This window comes from Candidatus Flexifilum breve (assembly GCF_016713355.1).
Genome location: NZ_JADJPI010000004.1, coordinates 309,729 through 330,460 on the forward strand (window position 1 = coordinate 309,729; position 20,732 = coordinate 330,460).

Genomic DNA, 20,732 nt, shown 5'->3' on the forward strand with positions numbered 1-20,732 from the left:
TGATGGAGATATCATCCGGCGCATAAGTGAGGAGGTCAGCGAGGCCCAACAGCAGGCTTATGGTACAGGGGTCAGTTCCTTCTCAGCCGGTTCTTCTTCCGACTTCGACAGCTTCGCTTTTTCCATCTTGCCGATCATCTCGTCGATGGTTGCGTTGAACAGCTTACGGTAGCCTTCAATTACCTCTTTGAATGCGGACTGGCCGTGCTCCTTGAAGCCTTCCGGCAGGAGCGATTCAATGGCCTTCCCGGCTTCCTCGATCGCTTTCTTCTGGTGTTCGATAAACGCCTCGAACGGCTTTTCGTCCACTACCGGGACAACTGCGGGTGTCTCTACAGGTTTCACGGCTTTCTCTTTCTTCTGACGGACTGGTGTTTTGGTTGTCATAACCTTCGCACTCCTTCGTTACGTGCGTTCATCGTTTCAATATAGATTATCGCGACTCGCAGCCACGCCGTCAGCGTGATTTGTATGATCTATTTTGTGATTTTTGTCACGAAACACTTTGCGCACTGTGAACCAGTTCTTGCGCTGACTGCGTAAACGGCATCAGCTTCGCCATCGACCCCTTCTTGAGCTTGAGCGTGCCCCGCATCAACATCATCAGCGGCTGCGACTTGCCCGACAGAATGTTCATCCAGTGCTGGTAATCTGTCTCAAGCACGAAGGCCGCGTGGCTCATCGCTTCGTCGAGCGGGAGCGCATTGGCATCCTTGCACACCCCGTGATCCAGGTCGAGCAGCACAGCGGCGGGTTCCGGGAAACCATGCCGCACGTCGGCTTCCATGACGAACGCGAGCGCGCCCGCATCCCAGCGGGTCGACGCGCGGTAGTAGGCCTGATTGTCATTGATGGCGACTTTCAGCGCTTCCGCCCACGCCTGCGAAAACAAGGCAGGCTTCTGGGGCGCGGCGACCGTCTCTACAACTGGATCAGCGGCCAGCTCAGGTTCGCTGGCGACCGGCGCAGCCGTGGTTAGCTCAGGTTCCGGGGCGCTGATGACGTCCTCGACGGCGGCAATCACTGCTTCGGCGTTCGGCTCGACCGCGGCGACCACTTCCTCACTGACTGGCTGAACATCGGCAGTCGGTTCGGGAACGTCGATCACGACCGTATGCACATCTACGGACTGCTCCACTGCCGCCGCCGTCGCCTTGCCATTGGGCGCAGGCGGCCCGTAGCTCTCTACCGTGACGATAGTTTCAGTCACCACGACCTTCTCGACGGACGGCTCCAATTTCGCTTCAACGACGCGCGGCGGCGCGGGTTTGCTCTCCGGCACCTTCGCCGCTTTGCGGAGCGCCGTATACGCTTCTTGTACGTACTCGTTGAGTTCCAGCACATGCGGGATGATCGCTTCATCCGTGACGAGCGTCACCGTGATGCGTCCGTCATAGCTCATGATGACGCTCGCGAGCCCATTGCCGGGGTTGAGCGGGAAATAGCCGTAGGCATGCAGCATTTTGTGACCAGAGAGGTAGAGCGGCAGCGGCGGCGCGGCTACGTTGGTCGCCCACAAATGAGCCAGATAAGCGAACGCCCCCGGCGCGACATGCCAGATCAGCGGCTGCGTGGGCGATGGGGCGAGTGACGGGAGTGTGAGAATCATGTCGAGGCCGTGCGCCAAGCCGGACTGCTTCATCATCTGCGTGTAATCGGCTACGGCCAGCAGCCGTGCCATCGGATCCGTGTTGAACGGCACATCCATCGGCAGCACGGAGATCCGGTTGCCGAATTCGCCCTTCTCTTCTTTCTCGCGCATGTTGACCGGGACAAGCATCCGCACGAAGTTCTGTCCCGGCGTCAGTCCGTGACGGCGCATGTACTGATGAATCGCACCGCCGATCACCGTGAGCAGCACATCGTTGACCGAGGCATGCTTGACGGTCGCACGGATCGCCTTCACCTCTTCCAGCGGGAATTCGTTCCACGCCAACTGCATCCTGCCCGAATTCTGGCCGTTGATGACCAGTTTCTTGAGCGGCTTAAGGTTGTCATTGATCAAATTAGCAATGCCAATAAAGGTCTTACGCCGCTTCTCGCGATCCGCGAAGATCGAGCTGAAATAGTTCACTTCATGGCCGAGTTTGTCGATCAGGCTGCGTTTCGTATCGAGATCCCGGCGGAAGGCTTCAACCACCATTTCCGGCGCACTGGGGAGCGGCGGCGGCGCATAGGCCGGCTTCTCGTCCGAAAACGGTTTGGAGTCCGGCGTGATGTCGAGCAGGAGCAAAAACAGCTCAATCGCAGACATACCGTCGACCATACAGTGATGAATTTTCCAGATGAGGCCGGTGCGGTCATGCGCCAGCCCATCGATCAAATATACTTCCCACAGCGGCTTCGCCCGATCCAGCATCTGGCTGATCACGGCCCCAGCGAGCTCGCGCAGGTCTTCATCCGTTCCCGGCGCGTCGAGATGCAGCCGGAAGACGTGGTTCTCGATCGCGAACTCCGGGTCGAAGGCCCACGTCGGCTGCCCCAGCGTCAGCGGCGCTTGAATCACCTTCTGCATGTACAGAGGAACGTGATGAATGCGGGAATCGATGAGCGCACTAAAGTGATCAAAATCAATCTTGCCATCAAATATTGTCACCGCGCCGATATTCATCGGCGTTTCGCGGCTGTCTACGTAATAAAAGGCCGTATCCACTGGCCCTAAAATTGTCAGCGGCTTTTGCATATCCATCGAGAACCCCCTCTTCGCATTAACCTCATTGTGCGCGGTACGGCAGATATTCTCAGCGGATAAAGATCATTCATTTTTATGTAAATAGACATGTGTGACAAACATCAGGGGTGATGATTTCTATTCAGCACTAATTTGCTCTCGTGAAAAGCGTTACGTTTAGGCAGACAAATCTATTGAGGCGTGTTATGACCACAAACGGATTAGATGCTAAAGCAAGTCTCGATCCGGCGATTCAGCCGGTGGGACAGGTAATCGCCCTGGATGCTCCTCCCCGCGCCTTCTTCCTAACGGGAGCCACCGGCTTTATTGGCGCGTATCTGCTGCGCGAACTTCTGGAAACAACCTCGGCCACGGCCTACGCGCTCGTCCGCGCGTCTGACCCGGCCAATGCGCTCGACCGCATCCGCAAAAATCTACAAACCTACGCTTTGTGGGAAGAGTGGATGGCCGCGCGTATCGTCCCCGTAGTTGGCGATCTCAAGAACCCCTTGTTCGGTTTGACCCAAGAAGAATTCACCGCCATCGGCGCGGCCGTGGACGTAATCTTTCACTGCGGCAGCAAGCTGAGCTATATCGCGCCGTATGAATACCTCGATTCGGCCAACGTCGGCGGGACGCACGAAGCGCTGCGCCTCGCGACCACCGTCAACACCAAACCGCTGCACTATGTCTCGTCACTCGGCATTCTGCTCGACTACAAGGAACCAGTCGGCGGCGCGGAAGACGATGAACTCGACGAAGATAAAGTCCCGGGGATTGGCTACTTCCAGACTAAATACGTCGCGGAACGACTGGTGCGCATGGCGCGCGACCGGGGCATCCCGGTGACTGTGCACCGTATCGGCTTGATCGTCGGCGACAGCCGCACGGGCATTTCCAACGAAGATGATTTCGTTGCCCGCATGATCGTCGGCTCGATCCAGACGGGTTACGCGCCGGATGTGCGCGCTAACATGGACATGACCCCGGTCGACTTCGTTTCCAGCGCGATGATCTATCTGTCACGCCAGCAGAGTTCGGCGGGCAAAGTCTTCCATCTGCTCAATCCGCAGCCCGTGAACTGGAGTGGCGTGTTCGATTTAGCGGCGGAAGTCGGCTACGCGTCGACCAAGCTGCCCTTCAGCGAATGGGTCGAAAAAATGGATCTGTGCGCTGACCCGAGCACGAACCCGCTCTGCCCGCTGCTGCCCTTCTTCCACATCAATTTCGCGCGGCGGATGATGGGCGTTAACGGTGATGATTACATGGCGCTGCACACCGATGCGACGCAGGCGGCGCTCGCCAGTTCTGGCATCACCTGCGCGCCGATCAACAGCCATTTCATGTCGATCTACCTGTCACACTTCGTTCAGCACGGTCGCTTAAGTGCTACAATTGAGTTAACCTGAGCGCAGACTGACGCCTGCCGCTGAGGTGTGCTTTCAGCCAATGGCGGAGCAATGAATGTGAAACGCCTACGCAATCTCATCGTGGCGCTGGCGGTGATCGCCTTCCTGATGCGGCGCTATCACCGCCACCTCCTCGCCTATCTCCTCCGGATTTCGCCGCCGCGTTACCGCGTCAAAGTGGAGCGCGGCCTTGTCATCCCCATGCGTGATGGCGTGCCCCTCAGCGCGGACCATTACGCCCCGGCGACGCCGCTGCCCGTCCCAACAATCCTCATCCGCTCACCGTATGGACGCAATACGCGGCACAGCCTGTTCGGGCTGCTGCTCGAATTCTTCGGGCAGCGCTTTGCCGAACGCGGCTACCATGTGTTGATTCAGGATACACGTGGGCGCTTCGATTCGCAGGGCAGTTTCAACCCGTACTTCAACGAAAACGACGACGGCAAGGCAACGCTCGACTGGTTATGCCGTCAACCGTGGTCGACCGGGGTGATCGGCCTGTGGGGGGGCAGCTATCTCGGCATCGTGCAGTGGTTAATCGCAGCGGAGAATCCCGCCATCAAAGCGCTCGTGCCGAGCATCACCAGCACGCAATTGCATAAGATTCTGTATCCTGACGGCGCATTTGACCTCGGGCTGGCGCTGCGCTGGCTGTCCCTGTTCCAAACGCTGGACCAGAATCGCCACACGCGGAACCCGATCAAGTGGTTCACCGTGTTGGACGACATCGAACGCGCCATTCAGCCCGCCCTGCTCCACCAACCGCTGGCAGAAGCTGACCAGATCGTGCTCGGGGAGACCACCGCGCCGTTCCAGGAGTGGATCGAATACAGCCGCGCCGACGATGACATCTGGCGCGACAACCTCGAACAGATGCGTCTGCAGGATGTCACCGCGCCGACCCACCTCATGAGCGGGTGGTATGACTTCTTCCTGCGCGGGCTGCTGGACGACTACGAGACGCTGGTCAAAGCCGGACGCCAACCCTATCTGACGATTGGCCCGTGGCATCACTTCATGGCGATCATCGCAATGGCCGACTTGCGTGAAGGGCTGCTGTGGTTCGACACATATCTGCGCGGCGAACCGAATCGGCTGCGCGAAAAACCGGTGCGCCTGTATGTGATGGGCGTCAACCAGTGGCGCGACTTTGACAACTTCCCACCGCCGGCAACGGAGGCGCGCTACTACCTGCAAACAGGGCGGTTACTCTCGACCGAACTCCCGCATGAACGGTCACAGCCCGACCACTATACCTACGACCCGACGGATCCGACCCCCGCGGTCGGCGGCGCGATCTTCAGCATTCGTGGCGGACGCGTGCGCAATAATCGCCTTGAAGCGCGCCCCGACGTGCTGACCTACACGACCAGTCCGCTGCGCCACCCCCTTGAGGTGATCGGACGCGTGCGCGTGGAACTCTACGCGCAGTCAGACCTTGAGCACACCGATTTCTTCGGGCGGTTGTGCGATGTCACACCCAATGGCCGTTCGCTCAATATCTGCGAAGGCTTGTTCCGCGTCGAACCGGGCAAGCTCGAACGGCAGGCCGATGGCTCGCTGTGCGTTGAGATCGACTTGTGGGCGACCGCGCACGTCTTCAAGCGCGGGCACAGCATCCGCTTGCAGATCTCCAGCGGCGCGCACCCACACTGGAATCGCAACCTCGGCACAACCGACTATTTCAGTACCTGCTGCTCGTACCGCAGCGCGCACCAGACGATTTATCACGACAAGGTGCGCCCGTCGGCGTTGATTTTGCCGGTGACAAAATGACCAGTCCCGCTGGAACGCTGAATGCCAGCGGACGCGCAGAAGCGCGTTCCTACGCTGGATCAACGCGCCATGCATGAACTCGCTGTAACCACCAATGTGCTGGAAATCGCGCTGCGGCACGCCGAAAATGCCGGGCGCGTGCGTGAAGTGCGCCTCGTGATCGGCCAACTCTCCAGCATGATCGACGATTCGGTGCAGTTCTATTGGGACATCATCAGCGAGGGGACGAAAGCCGCAGGGTCAAAACTCATCTTCTCGCGCATTCCGGCGGTGCTTAAGTGTCAGGCATGCGGCGAGGAGTACCCGATTGCCACGCGCTATGACCTCACCTGCCCCGCATGCGGCGGTCTCAAAGTGCGCGTACTGACTGGCGAAGAATTTTATGTCGAGTCCATTGAAGTAGAGGAATGCTCGCATGACTACTCAGATTCCCGTGTTGGAGAAGATTCACAGCGCGAATGACCGGATCGCGGCGGCTAACCGCGCCGCCCTCGACGCCGCGGGCGTATTCGCGCTGAATTTTATGGCCTCGCCGGGCGCGGGCAAAACTTCGCTCGTCGAGCAGACGGTCAAGCGACTGGCAAACGCGGTGCACGTCGGCATGATCAACGGCGACATCGCGACCAGCCTCGACGCGGAACGCGCGCAGCTCGCGGGCGCGACCGCCGTGCAGATCAACACGGGCGGCGACTGCCACCTCGACGCAGTGATGCTCTCTCAAGCTCTGCCCGCGCTCGACCTGAACACCATCGACTTACTGATCGTGGAGAACGTCGGCAACCTGATTTGCCCGGCGAACTTCGCGCTCGGCACGCATCACAATGTGCTGATCGCCTCGATCCCCGAAGGCGCGGACAAGCCGTACAAATACCCCGGCATGTATCGTGGCGTCGACGTACTGGTGATCAACAAGATCGATTTACTGCCCTACGTCCCGTTCGATATGGAGTTCTTCCGCAAGGGCGTGGAAATCCTCAATCCTGGCGTGACCGTCTTCCCGCTCTCGTGCGTAACCGGGGAAGGCGTCGACGCGTGGATCGACTGGCTGCGCGCACAGGTCAAGCACGCCTAGGCATTACTGGTACGGGATCGTCGACAATGTGATCAGGTTTTCCAATCGGCGATTCCCGCTGTAGCCCAACAATTTGAGCAGCATGTGGAGCGTCATCACCGCCGCTTCGTCGTTGTTCTTCGGACCAAGAACAATATTCCGCAACGGCACAATCGTTTCATCCGCGCGATCTGAGAAATCGAGGTTGACGTACGGCACAATCCGCGACGACTGCACGCGGAAGTGCACGCCCGTCAGCGCATCGTCATCGGCCACCGCTTCGATCTCGCGCCCCCATTTCACCTTGATCACGCGCCATTCACGCTCGCTCTTGTAGGCCACGTGTTTGTACATGACCGTGAGGTTGAGCAGCGCATTGACCAATTCTTGTGCGGCGCGCCCGCAAAACGGCTCAACGTCGCGGTCGTGAACCTGATCAAACTGCTCCTGAAACGCCTCCGTCATCCGGTCGAGCACAAATTCGAGATGGGCGCGCTGCCGTTCTTCGTCATATTCGACCGGGACAAACGCGATCCCGTCGGTGGGCAGCAGCACCACGCCTTCGACCTTTGCGCGCAGGGCTTTGGGGTCAATGCCCATTGCATAGCCCGACCCGTCATCTCCATAGGCGCGCCACTGATCAAGTAAGTCGCCCTCGTCGCAGAAGCTGGCGATATAGAAGTCACAGTCAAAGGTGCGAATGACGGACGCATGGCCGCCATATTTCTCGCCCAGACACGCCTGATAGATGCGGCTCAAACGCTTATCACAGTGTCCATTCAGCCGATCATGCAGCAGACGCACGGCGAGATCGTCGCCGAATTCGACTTCCTTGCTGTCGTTGAAGTGCTTGTAGTGGGTCGCCCGAAACTTGCGATCCTGCAAAATGCCGAGCAGCCCGGTCGCATCGGTGTAGTGGTAGAGGGTGTCGGGCAGCTTCTTGCCTTCAAACACCCGTTTGGCCAGCTCTGAGCGAATATCTTTGACGGCGCGCAAATCAAACATGACCACTGCCCTACCCCGTTTCGAGTCGTAAGCACCTGATCATACCCCAAATAAAAAGGACGATCCCGTCGGGGACCGTCCTTCTTCCAATCATTGAAGCTAAAGGCGCGTTACGCCTTGTAGCCCTTTTCCTTGAGCGCCGCATGCGCCGCCGCGAGACGCGCCACCGGGATACGGAACGGCGAGCAGCTCACGTAGTTGAGGCCAGCGCTGTGGCAGAAGGCAATCGACTTGGGATCACCACCGTGTTCACCGCAGATCCCGACTTCGATATCGGGACGAGTCGCGCGACCCTTTTCCACCGCGAGGCGGATGAGGTAGCCCACGCCTTCTTCGTCAATCTGCTGGAAGGGATTTTCCGGCAGCAGCCCCGTCTCGACGTAAGCGAGGAGGAACTTGCCTTCGGCGTCGTCACGGCTGATGCCGAACGTCGTCTGGGTCAGGTCGTTCGTGCCGAACGAGAAGAATTCGCTGTATTCGGCCATCTTGTCCGCAGTGATCGCCGCGCGCGGCAGTTCGATCATCGTGCCGACCTTATAGTCGATGCTGCAACCATACGCTTCTTGGACTTCGTTCGCCACGGCGACGATCATTTCGCGCATCAGCTTGACTTCGTTGGCATGGTTGGTCACCGCCACCATGATTTCGGGGTGAACCACCACGCCTTCCTTCGCCAACTGGCAGGCAGCTTCGAACAAGGCGCGCACCTGCATCTTGGTCAGTTCAGGACGCATAATGCCGAGACGCGTGCCACGCAGACCGAGCATCGGGTTGAATTCGCGCAAACCTTCGACCGCGGTCATCAACTCTTCGACCTTCTTCAGTTCGTTCGGACGGTCGCCCATCAGGCGCAGACCAGCGGCGCGCAGCGCCAGACCTTCGTGGTCGGGCATAAACTCATGCAGCGGCGGGTCGAGCAGACGGATGATCACCGGATAGCCGTCCATCGCCTTGAGGATGCCGTAGAAATCGTCGTGCTGGAAGACCTGCAGCTTTTGGAGCTGGGTCAGTTCTTCGGGGCTGTTCGGTTCGGAGAGGATCATCGCCTGCACGATGGGCAGACGTTCTTCCTGGAAGAACATGTGCTCGGTACGGCACAGACCCACACCCTGACCACCGTATTCGCGGGCGCGGCGCGCATCCTGCGGATAGTCGGCGTTCGCGTAGATGCCCAGGCGGCGGAATTCGTCAGCCCAGCCGAGCAGCTTACGGAGATACTGTTCACGCGCGAAATCGGGTTCAACGCGGACGAGTTCGCCAAAGAAGACCTCACCGCTGCCGCCGTCAATCGAGATCGTATCGCCTTCACGAACGATCACGCTGCCGACCTTGAACATGCGATTACGCACGTCAATGTCGAGGGCTTCAGCGCCGCACACGCACGGCACACCGAACTGACGGGCCACCACCGCGGCGTGGCTGGTCGCGCCACCGCGGGAGGTCAGAATACCCTTGGAAGCGAGCATCCCGCGCACATCATCCGGCTGGGTTTCCGGACGCACCATGATGACCGCCTTGCCCGCCTTGCCCCACTTCTCCGCGAGGTCAGCGTCGAACGCTGCCACACCGACCGCCGCGCCGGGGGAGGCATTTACGCCCGTCCCGATCATCCAGCCGTCCTTGCGCGCCTTCGCCTTGGCGTCGGCGTCGAACTGGGGGTGGAGGAGCTGCAGCACGTGTTCGGTCGTGACGCGCATGACCGCTTCTTCTTTGCTGATCACGCCTTCTTCGGCCATTTCGACGGCGATCCGGATCGCGGAACGCGCGGTGCGCTTGCCGTTACGGGTCTGGAGCATCCACAGTTTGCCGCGTTCAATCGTGAACTCGACATCCTGCATGTCGCGATAGTGCTTTTCGAGCTTGCTGACGATGTCGACGAACTGGTCGAAGACCGCCTTTTTTTCCGCGGCGAGGTTGGAGATGCTGATGGGGGTCCGGATACCGGCCACCACGTCTTCGCCCTGCGCGTTCATGAGGTAATCACCGAACAGCTTCTTGTCGCCGTTCGAGGGGTTACGCGTGAAGGCCACACCGGTGCCCGAGCTTTCGCCCATGTTACCGAAGACCATCGTCTGCACGTTGACAGCGGTGCCGAGGTTGTGGGGGATGCCAGCCGCATTGCGATAGTCAACCGCGCGCTTGCCGTTCCACGACTTGAACACGGCCTGAATCGCGAGTTCGAGCTGTTTGTAAGGATCCTGCGGGAAGTCACTGCCGATGTGTTCGGCGTAGACCTTCTTGAATTCACCGGTCAGGCGCAGCCAGTCTTCCGCCGCGAGATCGACGTCCGACTTGACGCCTTTTTTCTGCTTCGCTTCGGTGATCAGGTCTTCAAACGGTTCGTCGGCGATACCCATCACGACCGAGCCGAACATCTGGATCAGGCGGCGGTACGCATCATAGACGAAACGCGCATCGCTGGTCAGCTTGATCATGCCTTCGGCGATCTCATCGTTCAGGCCGAGGTTGAGCACGGTGTCCATCATGCCGGGCATCGAGAATTTCGCGCCGGAACGGACAGAGACGAGCAGCGGATTCGCGGCATCACCAAACGTCTTGGCGGCCTTAACTTCGACGGCGTGCAGGGCATTGACGGCCTGTTCCCACATACCTTCGGGGAACTGCTGGCCCTTGGCGCTGTATTCATTGCATGCTTCGGTCGTGATGCTGAAACCGGGAGGAACTGGCACGCCGGCGCGGGTCATATCCGCGAGGCCGGAGCCTTTACCGCCGAGGAGGGCGCGCACGCCGTCCCACGAACCGCCGACTGCTTCTTCAGCCAGCTTGACTTCATCAAACAGATAAACCCACTTCTTCGTAGCGGTCTGTTTGCCATTGCGCGATTTGGCGTCTGCTGTCGCCGTAGCCATCAGTTGATGTCTCCTAAGTTACGTAAGCGTCTCTAATGAGGCTATTTTCCCACATCGCACCCGTCACCCCTACTGACATTGTGCCGTGTTCGGGGGTGACGGGTGTAATACTTGAATTGATCAGATCGTTGGCTTGTACGTGGTGAGCGCCCGCATATACTGCACGCGTTCGAACACGCTCGGGTCTTCGCTGTTGACCTGGCTCATGCTGCCGCGCATTTGCTGGATCGACACGTATTCATGCTGTTCCATCCATTCAACCATCTCGCGTTCAATCTTGCGGAAGTGGTCGATGCCGTTCTTGAGAATGGCGGAGGTCATCATGGCGACGTTCGCGCCGACCATCATCACCTTGAGCACGTCTTCGGCGGTATGGACACCGCTGGTCGCCGCCATATCCGCCTTGATACGCCCATGCAGGATCGCGATCCAGTGCATCGGCAGACGCAGAGCTTGCGGCGTGCTGAGGATGAGGTTCGGACGAATTTCCAACGTTTCGAGGTCAATATCCGGCTGATAGAAGCGATTGAACAGGACGAGCGCATCCGCCCCAGCGTGGTCGAGGCGTTTCGCCATGTTCGCCATGTTGCTAAAGAACGGGCTCAGCTTGATCGCAACTGGAATGCTGACCGACGATTTGACGGCTGTCAGAATGTTGATGTACATCTGCTCGACTTCCATCCCGGTCACTTCGGCATCCGTCGGGATGTTGTAAACGTTCAGTTCGAGCGCATCCGCGCCCGCCTCTTCCATCTTCTTGGCGAACTGCGTCCACCCGCCGATGGTCGCCCCGTTAATCGAGGCCACCACGGGAACATTCACTGACGCTTTGACGCGGCGAATGTGTTCCAGATATTCATCCGGCTTGGCGTGGAACGAGACCGGTTCGGGGAAGTACGTCAGCGCTTCGGCAAAGCTTTCCGTGCCGTGCGTCAGGTAGTAGTACAGCGCCTCGCGTTCGCGCCGGATCTGCTCTTCGAACAGCGAATACAGCACGACCGCGCCCACGCCCGCATCTTCCATGCGCTTGATGTTGTCGATGTGCTCCATCAGCGGCGAGGCCGACGCCACCAGCGGCGAACGGAGCTTCATCCCTAGATAGGTGGTTGAAATGTCCATGACGATTCCTTATGCCTTCTCGTTATGGCCGTTGCCATAGGTGCGGCTGGCGAGATATTCGTACATTGCCCACTTGAGCTTGACGTCTTCCTGCGCGTGCTTGAACAGTTCGCGCGCGACTTCCGGCTTGCTCAGTTCCAGCATCTTGAAGCGATTTTCCATGTGCAGGTACTCGATGAGCGGGAGCTTCGGCGGACGCGAGTCCAGCGTGAGCGGATTTTCGCCCTGTTCAGCCTTCAGCGGGTTGTGGCGGTACAGCAGCCACTGGCCAGATTCAACCGCGGCCTTCTGGTTCTTCATCGCCGTGGTCATGTTGATGCCGTGCGCGATACAGTGGCTGTAGGCGATGATGAGCGATGGACCGGGGTACGCTTCAGCTTCCAGGAAAGCGCGCAGCGTCTGGTCATCCTTCGCGCCCATCGCCACACGGGCGACATACACATTGCCATAGCTCATGGCGATCAAGCCGAGGTCTTTCTTGCCTGCGGGCTTGCCGCCAGCGGCGAACTTCGCCACCGCGCCCATGGGGGTCGCCTTGGACATCTGGCCACCCGTATTCGAGTAAACTTCGGTATCCATGACGAGGATATTGACATTCCGTCCGCTCGCCATAACATGATCCAACCCGCCAAAGCCGATGTCATAAGCCCAACCGTCACCACCGACGATCCACACGTCACGCTTGACGAGGTCATCGGCGATCGTGAGCAAGCGCTTGGCATCCGGATCGCTCAGTTCGGCGAGCTTGTCCTTGAGGACGGCCACGCGTGCGCGCTGTTCGTAAATACCCGTTTCGTCCGACTGTTCCGCGTTGAGCAGATGTGTCACGAGGTCTTCGCCGATCTGCGACGACAGCTTCTTGAGCAGTTCCGACGCATATTCGACGCGCTTGTCGAGGGCCACGCGCATGCCGAGGCCAAATTCGGCGTTGTCTTCAAACAGCGAGTTCGCCCAAGCGGGGCCTTTGCCTTCCTGGTTCTTGGACCAGGGCGTTGTCGGTAGGGTACCACCATAAATTGAGGAGCAGCCCGTCGCGTTCGCGATCAAACTGCGATCCCCGAACAACTGCGAAATCAGCTTGAGATACGGCGTTTCACCGCAGCCCGAGCACGCACCGGAGAACTCAAACAGCGGCTGCTGCACCTGCTGCTGACGGATGCTGGACACCTTGATGTTGCGGCGATCCATCTCCGGCAGACCGAGGAAGAAGTCCCAATTGCTGTTTTCCTGCTCACGCAGCGGCGCTTGCGGGCGCATATTGATCGCCTTGAGGTTGACCGCCGACTTGTTCTTGGCGGGGCACACATCCACGCACAGCGCGCAGCCGGTGCAGTCTTCCGGCGACACCTGAATGGTGTAATCCATGCCCTGCCATTCGGTATCGCGCACCGCTACCGCTTTGAAAGTCTCCGGCGCGCCCTCGAGCTTAGCGGGGTCGTAAACTTTGATGCGGATCACGGCGTGCGGGCAGACCATCGCGCACTTGCCGCACTGGATACAAACTTCGGGATCCCAGACGGGGATTTCCTGTGCGAGATTACGCTTCTCGTACTGGGTCGTGCCACTCGGATACGTGCCGTCAATCGGCATCGCACTAACCGGGAGGCTGTCGCCATTGCGGGCGATCATCGTGCCGAGGACGTTGGTCACAAACGGCGACGCGTTGCCCTTGATCGGCGGCAGCAGATCGACCGTGGCAGTGACCGCCGACGGAACCTTCACCTCGTACATAAATTCGAGCGTACGATCCACCGCCTTGAGATTCATCTCGACGATGGTCTCGCCCTTCTTGCCGTACGTCTTCTCAATCGAGTACTTGATCGCGGCAATCGCTTCTTCACGCGGCAGCACGCCGGAAATTGCGAAGAAACACACCTGCATCACTGTATTAATGCGCCCACCCATGCCGCTGTCTTTGGCGACACTGTAGGCATCGATCACATAGAAGCGCACTTTCTTAGCAATGAGCTGTTCCTGCGCGGAGCACGGCAGGTGATCCCAGATTTCATCCGGACCATAGGGTGTATTCAGCAGGAACACGCCACCCGGCACGAGTTCTTTGAGCATGTCGTAGCGCTCAAGGAAGATCGGCTGATGGCAGGCAACAAAGTTCGCCTTCGCAATCACATACGGGGAGTGGATCGGGTTCGGGCCAAAGCGGAGGTAGGAAGTCGTCGCGGAACCGGATTTTTTCGAGTCGTAGAAGAAGTAGCCCTGCGCGTAGTTGTCGGTGTTCTCGCCGATGATCTTGATCGAGTTCTTGTTGGCACCGACTGTGCCATCCGCGCCGAGACCGTGGAAAATCGCGCGGACGACGTTGTCCGGTTCAATCGAGAAATCGGGGTCATAGCTCAGGCTGGTGTGCGTGACGTCGTCTTCAATGCCGACGGTGAAGTGGTTCTTTGGCTTGATCATCGCGAGATTATCGAAGATCGCCTTGATCATCGGCGGGTTGAATTCCTTCGAGCCGAGACCATAGCGCCCACCGACGATGCGCGGCATCGGGCCATCCCACGCTTCGTGGAAAGCGGTGACCACGTCGAGATACAGCGGTTCGCCGCCCGCGCCCGGTTCCTTGCAGCGATCCATCACCGCAATCGACTTGACAGTCTTCGGGAAAGCATCGACGAACATCTGCATGTCGAACGGACGGAACAGGCGCACCTTCAATACGCCGACCTTTTCGCCATGCGCGTTCAGGTAGTCCACCATTTCGTGCGTTGCTTCGGCCCCCGACCCCATGATGACGACCACGCGATCCGCATCGGGCGCACCATAGTACTCGTAGACCTTGTACTGGCGTCCGGTCAGCTTCGCGAACGTGTCCATTTCTTGCTGCACAATGCCCGGGGTCGCCGTATAGTACGCGTTGACTGTCTCACGCCCCTGGAAGTACACATCGGGGTTCTGCGCCGTACCGTGAATGACTGGCTTATCAGGCGACATGCCGCGAGCGCGGTAGGCGAACACCATCTCGTCAGTGATCATCGCCCGCAGATCATCGTCGTTCAGCAGTTCCATCTTGTTGACTTCGTGCGAAGTGCGGAAGCCATCAAAGAAGTGCATGAACGGCACGCGCGCCTTCAGGGTCGCGGCCTGCGCGATCAACGCGAAGTCGTGGGCTTCTTGTACGGAATTGGAACCCAGCAGCGCGAAGCCCGTCGAACGCGAAGCCATGACATCGCTCTGGTCGCCGTAAATCGACAAGCCCTGCGCCGCCAGCGCGCGCGCGGCCACATGCATGACCATCGGCGTGAGTTCACCGGCGATCTTGTACATATTCGGGATCATCAGGAGCAAGCCCTGCGACGCCGTGAAGGTCGTCGTCAGCGAGCCCGTTTGCAGCGAGCCGTGGATGGCACCCGCCGCCCCGGCTTCGCTTTGCATCTCAACCACGCTCGGCACCGTTCCCCAGAGGTTCGGCTGCGCCAGCGATGCCCATTCATCCGCCCATTCACCCATCGGCGACGACGGGGTGATCGGATAAATGGCGATCACCTCACTCAGCTTGAACGCGACTCGCGCCACCGCTTCGTTGCCGTCGATGGTCGTGAACGTTACCGTTCGCTCACTCATCATAGAGTTCTCCATGTTTGTTGATGGTTACGGATCGATCATCCCCCTGTAAGGCGCATTCTCACTAGTGATAGGTATCACAGGTGAACGGGATCATTGTTCTGTTTTTACGCGCCATTACGCGATGGAGAGGTCGAACTGAGATTTGCGGGGAAAAGTCGCATTCTTACCCTTGACGGGTGTGTGGGCGGGATTGTATACTCCTCATCGTTGCGCCCAAACAGACGCAGCAACAATTTAGGAGACGTGGTGTAGCGGTTAACATATTGCCCTGTCAAGGCAAAGATCGCGGGTTCGAACCCCGTCGTCTCCGTCGAACACAATATGTGTTCAATTCATAAAGCCCGGTCTATCTGATCGGGCTTTATTGTTATTTAGTTTCTGTACGTACGGGTTCGACTATCAAATCCAAATCATTCATCATATGCGCCACAGTCTTTCTACAATCGGTATCAAGTTAACATCTTCGCTGAAATCCACATTTGCCTAATGGCTATATTTGAAAGTGTCTACTATGCACCATGGATTGGGATCCTTATCGTAAACGTTGTTCCCGTTCCGAGGTAGCTTTCGACATTCAGTGTCCCGCCATGCAGTTCGACGGCTTGTTTGGTGATGCTCAGTCCTAGACCGGTACCAGAAATGTTGCCGACATTGCCCGCCCGATGAAAAGGCTCGAACAGGTGCTTCAAATCTTCTGTGGGAATGCCGATGCCTCTATCTTCTACCGTCATCAGCACCTGTGCACCATCGACAGATAAAGTCAGCTGAACCTGGCTATCTTCAGGAGAATACTTCAGCGCGTTGGACACCAGATTGGTGATCGTCTGACGCATGAGACGTGCATCATAGGTCATGCGGATAGGGGCTCCGAGAGCTGTATAAACTATCCGTCCGCGATGAAGCGTCTGCCCCTCAAAATCGTCGACAATTTCCCGACAAAGCGCCGACACATCACCGGGTACTGGCTTGAATTCCAAGCGTCCAGACTGAATTCGCGCTAACTGCAGGATATCCTCGACGATTCCGTTAAGATGTTCTACCTGCTGCTGGATCCTGCCTAAACGCGCATCGATTTGCGCATTATCCATGCGGTCGCGGTATTTCAGCAACGTTTCGCTGGCGGCCAGGATGGCGGCTAGCGGCGTGCGGAATTCGTGCGACGCGATCGACACAAAGCGCGATTTGAGTTCGCTCAGTTCTTTCTCTTCTTGCAGAGCGCGTTTCAGTGCCTCTTCCGCCTGTTTCCGTTCGGTCACATCCTGCCCGATACCAATACTGCGTCCATCAGACAAGCGCACATTAGCCCAGGAAGTCACCCGTTCGCCACGATGTTTTGTCTGGCTGTTGAAGTCGCGCCACTCTGACCCCGGTGAGAACATGTACTCAAGGACTTGCTGACGATACTGCAGATCAGGATAAAACAGGGCCAGAGAATGCTCAGCCGTGGAAAGGTCTTCAATCGTCCACCCCACCTGATCAAGCCAAGCCTGGTTGACATATTCGAAATGTCCCACCTGATCGAAGAAGCTGATCATCACCGGGATATTTTCAACAATCGTGCGTAGGCGTTCTTCACTCACATGCAGAGCTTCTTCTGCCTCCTTACGGACTGTCACATCCCGTGCCGAAGAGACGAGCTCCATGGCTTGACCACTATCAGGAGAGAAGATGACTTGCCCGGACGATTCCAGCCAGATGTAGTGGCCATCCTTGTGCCGAAAGCGGAACATCAATTGAGCAGCGGGGGTGTTGTTCCGATATAATGCTGACAATCTGCAACAAGTTGGATCGATCATCCGGATGGATATCATCCAAGCCATTGCGGCCAACCATCTCTTCAGGCGCATAGCCCACCACCATGCGACTGGACGGCGATACATACAAGTACTTGCCATCCAGGTCCTGGCGAATGACCAAATCCGTTGCATTTTCGGCGAGAAGACGATAGCGGCTTTCGCTCTCGCGCAGGGCGTCTTCCGCCTGTTTACGCTGGGTAATATCGCGTAACACCGACACAAAGTTGAAAACCTTGCCCGTCTCGGGATCGCGCATGATGCGTGTGTGAACCTCGTACCAGATGTAATGCCCGGCTTTGTGTCGAAGCCGAAATGAGCTGGTATAGGCGTTCTTCCCAGCGACAACGGCGTCTCGAGTTCGGTCGACGACCTGCGGATAATCATCCACATGAATGAATTCGCTGTGCGTCCGGCCCACGACTTCCTCTGGCAGATAACCGAGAAGCTTCTGGCATGATGGGCTGAAATACGTAATCCGCCGATCCATGGAAAATGTCATGATGATGTCTTCGATATTTTCCGCCAGCAACCGATAGCGAGCGTCGCTTTCCGCGAGGTCCGCTTCGACTCGTTTGCGTTCGGTAATGTCATGGACGGCCGCAACGAGCCCATCGCCGGGGATCGAACCGATGCCCAGGACCACGTCAACGTTAACGCCATCGGGGCGCTTGACGCTGACCTCCATTTGGGTAGACCGCTGATCGGTAATGGCCTTCTCAACGCCAGCGCGCACTCGTGCCACCGCCGCAGTATCGAGATAGTTGAGCAGGTTTTCACCCGGCAGTTGCGGCGAAGCATCAAGGAGCAGTTGATCGAAAGCCGGATTGGATTGCACGATGGTGAGATCGCGATCGACCAGCAGAATCCCATCGCGACTGTTGTTCAGGATGGCTGTGAGGCGATCATTGGTGGCCTGCAGTTCCGCCGTGCGCGCCATCACCCGCTGTTCGAGTTCGGCATAGCTGCGAGCGAGCTCGTCCGCCAGCTGTTTTTGATGGACACCGAGCGCCAATTGTCGGCTGATTTCCAGCGCAATTTCCTGATAATCAGCAGTGAAGAATCCGGGAGTATCGGCTAATAAACCGAGCAGTCCGATCGGGCGATCCTGTTCTAGCAGAAGCACCTGTAACCCAGAAACCAACCCCTCATCAGCGAGCTTCTTTGCCTCAGGATGTACCGAGCTCAGTGGTCGAATGTCATCGATGATTTTCATATGCCGTGAGTCGAGTCCTTCAAAGGTAGAAGGCCGAATGGGCACGCGCGTCCCTTGAATCAGGGCTGTCTCCCCGGTGAGATCAACCGCAAAGAGGAGTCCTTCTTGCAAATTGGAATCAAAGACGCCGACTGTCGCCCGCTGGCAAGGAATGAGCGTGCGAATGTTCTTCAGAGCACCTTCAATCACGTGCTGGATCGGGCCGCCCTGGAGTAAGCCACGGTCAATGTCATGAAGGATTTCCAGCCGCCGAACATAACGCCCCAACGCTTCAGAAAGGTGCATCTGGTGGAGAGCAACGGCAAACTGGCTCCCCACCTCAACAGCGACATCTTGATGTTCCAGGGTGAAGAAATCAAGTGTTCTGGACGAAAAACCGAGCACCCCTATGCTAGCGGCCTGACCCCGCAGCAGCACCTGAAGGTGAGACTGAAACCCCTCTTTGGCGAGCTGCTTGAATGGCGGTTCGTCCGCGACATGAAGATTGTTGACGATCCGAGCCCCTTCCGCGTCGAACATCCTCATCCAGTTCGGCGGAATCGGTATGCGCGTGCCCTCCAATAACTCCGATGGATAGTCGAAATTGCTCGTATAAATAACAATCTCCTGGCGGGACTGGTCGATGAGACCCAGCCCAATCCGCTCGCAGGGAATGACACGCTGGAGGTTCTGCAGGGTGCTGGCGATAAGTGTCTTAATCGAACCGCCTTGAATCAAGCCCAGATCAATCGCATGCAGGATTTCCATACGCTGGGCATAGCGTGCCAATTCATCAACCAGCGCCGCTTTGTGCATTCCGATGGCCAACTGGTCGGCAACTTCGAGGGCAATATATCGGTGTTCATCTGTGAAATATTCCGGCGCGACCGAGTGAAAATTGAGCATGCCGATTAAGCGATTCTCGGAATACAGCCCAACCAGCAGAATGCTGCGATCCCCTCGCGAAACAACGTTTGAGGTTCGGGTTTGTCGTCGGAGTGGTATCCTGCAAGAGCACCCACTTGTCATTTTCCAGAGCGGACAAATAGGCAGGCATCACCGGATAAATCCCATGGGGATCAATGTCGGAGGGTTGTTCACTATGGACGGCCAAAAGTTGGAGCGTTTTGGTTTTCGCATCATAGCGGCCGATCGAGATGCGGTCACATGGGAATAAGCCGATAATGTGGTCCAGGGCGACTTTGGCCAGTGTTTCGAGAGAGTCGGCTGTGAGCATCGCTTGATCCAGGCGATGCAGGCCTTCGATCCGCTGCGCCAACCGCTGCGCTGCCCGTTCGGCCTGGATGCGCTTGGTAATATCCCGTCCAACGCCCTGGTATTCCATGATGCGACCGGACGTATCGAACACTGCGCTATCTGTCCATTCGATTATGCATTCTGTCCCATCGAGGAGTATGGAGGGATGCACCGATGTCGTCGCAGGCTGTTCGACGCTTAACGTTCGCACTTTGGATAGAGCTTGCGCACGGTCCGGCGCGGGAATTTCGTCAATGAAGATCGTACCAAGCAACGCTTCGGCTGACTGCCCCTGCCAGAGGCTGTAGGCGCGATTGACGAACGTGAGCCGAAAATCTTTGTCATACCGACAGATCAGTTCAGTCTGCTCATCCACGATGTTTTGATAGTGTGCTTTGGCAATCTGCGCGTCAGATGACCGGGCAGTCAAGCGCCTAGCTGCCAGTTCCTGCCGCACCAACGCGATCAGGTGTTCCCGATCTGTCCACTCGACAAAACCCTGTGCGCCCAAACGCATCATCTCCACGGCATCACGAATCGTACCGCTTTGGGACACCACAATGAGCACGGCCCGGGGTTGGGCCGCCTGGATGCGCGCCAGCGCGCGCGTTGCATTGGGTAGCAACAGTTCAAAATCGCACAGGACAAGATCCCACATCTGGGCGGCCAAGGTGATGTCCCAGTCGTCTGACGTAGCGATCATCCGCTCATCGGCTCTGATTTCAAGCGCAGATTCGAGGGTTTCACGGAGCGACTGAGTCTCAGAAGAAGAACGATTTACCAACAATAAGGTCGCTGTGGGGTCGGACGATGCCCCTGCAAGATACATTATTTTCGACTACCCCAATTCGGAAAGTTATTGTGGTCATTATAGACAAGATATAGTTAATTCAATGTGTCGAAGATCACGATTCCGGCAGAATGCCTTCTGCGGCTGACGGTAACGGACGCTCAACGTGCCGTCTCGGCTCGACCATATTGCACTGCTCTTGCTTGGAAGATTACTG

General features: G+C 57.7%; 13 protein-coding genes and 1 tRNA gene. 5 read left to right on the top strand and 9 right to left on the bottom strand.

The features are described 5' to 3' along the window. Nucleotides 1-57: 57 nt before the first annotated feature. Complete coding sequence (locus tag IPK17_RS02195; protein ID WP_343416034.1) at nt 58-387, bottom strand: hypothetical protein; 330 nt, start codon at nt 385-387, stop codon at nt 58-60. Between the two features lie 106 nt (nt 388-493). After that, nucleotides 494-2,689, bottom strand: coding sequence for a wax ester/triacylglycerol synthase family O-acyltransferase (locus IPK17_RS02200; RefSeq protein ID WP_343416035.1), 2,196 nt, complete (start codon nt 2,687-2,689; stop codon nt 494-496). A gap of 188 nt (nt 2,690-2,877) precedes the next feature. Between IPK17_RS02200 and IPK17_RS02205 the strand changes: the two genes are divergently transcribed. Genes IPK17_RS02205 through hypB form a run of 4 tightly spaced genes read left to right on the top strand, consistent with a single transcriptional unit; the run spans nt 2,878 to nt 6,928 of the window. After that, nucleotides 2,878-4,080 (top strand): SDR family oxidoreductase, encoded by a 1,203-nt coding sequence (locus IPK17_RS02205; protein WP_343416036.1) that lies wholly within the window; start codon nt 2,878-2,880, stop codon nt 4,078-4,080. 57 nt (nt 4,081-4,137) lie between these two features. After that, on the top strand, nt 4,138-5,856 hold the full coding sequence (locus tag IPK17_RS02210) for a CocE/NonD family hydrolase (RefSeq protein WP_343416037.1): 1,719 nt from the start codon (nt 4,138-4,140) through the stop codon (nt 5,854-5,856). A gap of 21 nt (nt 5,857-5,877) precedes the next feature. Then, nucleotides 5,878-6,318, top strand: coding sequence for a hydrogenase maturation nickel metallochaperone HypA/HybF (locus tag IPK17_RS02215; protein ID WP_343416038.1), 441 nt, complete (start codon nt 5,878-5,880; stop codon nt 6,316-6,318). Then, the gene (hypB, locus tag IPK17_RS02220) at nt 6,272-6,928 is read left to right on the top strand and encodes a hydrogenase nickel incorporation protein HypB (RefSeq protein ID WP_343416039.1); all 657 of its coding nucleotides are present in this window, start codon (nt 6,272-6,274) and stop codon (nt 6,926-6,928) included. Before IPK17_RS02215 ends, hypB begins: the two co-directional genes overlap by 47 nt. A 3-nt stretch (nt 6,929-6,931) precedes the next feature. Here the strand turns inward: hypB and IPK17_RS02225 are convergent, their stop codons facing one another. The 4 genes from IPK17_RS02225 to nifJ all read right to left on the bottom strand — a co-directional run bounded on the left by IPK17_RS02225 (nt 6,932) and on the right by nifJ (nt 15,477). Beyond that, a complete protein-coding gene (locus IPK17_RS02225; protein ID WP_343416040.1) occupies nt 6,932-7,912 on the bottom strand; it encodes a DUF2971 domain-containing protein in 981 nt (326 codons plus the stop codon). A 110-nt stretch (nt 7,913-8,022) separates the two neighbouring features. After that, nucleotides 8,023-10,782 carry a pyruvate, phosphate dikinase gene (gene ppdK / locus IPK17_RS02230; protein ID WP_343416041.1) on the bottom strand — a complete coding sequence of 920 codons (2,760 nt, stop codon included), beginning with the start codon at nt 10,780-10,782 and terminating at the stop codon, nt 8,023-8,025. 120 nt (nt 10,783-10,902) lie between these two features. Next, nucleotides 10,903-11,901, bottom strand: coding sequence for a dihydroorotate dehydrogenase-like protein (locus IPK17_RS02235; RefSeq protein WP_343416042.1), 999 nt, complete (start codon nt 11,899-11,901; stop codon nt 10,903-10,905). A 9-nt stretch (nt 11,902-11,910) separates the two neighbouring features. Continuing rightward, on the bottom strand, nt 11,911-15,477 hold the full coding sequence (gene nifJ, locus IPK17_RS02240; RefSeq protein ID WP_343416582.1) for a pyruvate:ferredoxin (flavodoxin) oxidoreductase: 3,567 nt from the start codon (nt 15,475-15,477) through the stop codon (nt 11,911-11,913). A gap of 240 nt (nt 15,478-15,717) precedes the next feature. Between nifJ and IPK17_RS02245 the strand changes: the two genes are divergently transcribed. Continuing rightward, a tRNA-Asp gene (locus IPK17_RS02245) sits at nt 15,718-15,790 on the top strand. A 199-nt stretch (nt 15,791-15,989) separates the two neighbouring features. Here the strand turns inward: IPK17_RS02245 and IPK17_RS02250 are convergent. From IPK17_RS02250 to IPK17_RS02260, 3 genes are read right to left on the bottom strand one after another with little or no spacing between them, the layout of a single operon-like run. Further along, on the bottom strand, nt 15,990-17,210 hold the full coding sequence (locus tag IPK17_RS02250) for a PAS domain-containing sensor histidine kinase (protein WP_343416043.1): 1,221 nt from the start codon (nt 17,208-17,210) through the stop codon (nt 15,990-15,992). After that, nucleotides 17,137-19,374: a PAS domain S-box protein gene (locus tag IPK17_RS02255; RefSeq protein WP_343416044.1), complete on the bottom strand. Its 2,238-nt coding sequence runs from the start codon at nt 19,372-19,374 to the stop codon at nt 17,137-17,139. Before IPK17_RS02255 ends, IPK17_RS02250 begins: the two co-directional genes overlap by 74 nt. After that, on the bottom strand, nt 19,331-20,554 hold the full coding sequence (locus IPK17_RS02260) for a PAS domain S-box protein (RefSeq protein WP_343416045.1): 1,224 nt from the start codon (nt 20,552-20,554) through the stop codon (nt 19,331-19,333). The genes IPK17_RS02255 and IPK17_RS02260 overlap by 44 nt, the downstream gene beginning before the upstream one ends. Nucleotides 20,555-20,732 lie beyond the last annotated feature (178 nt).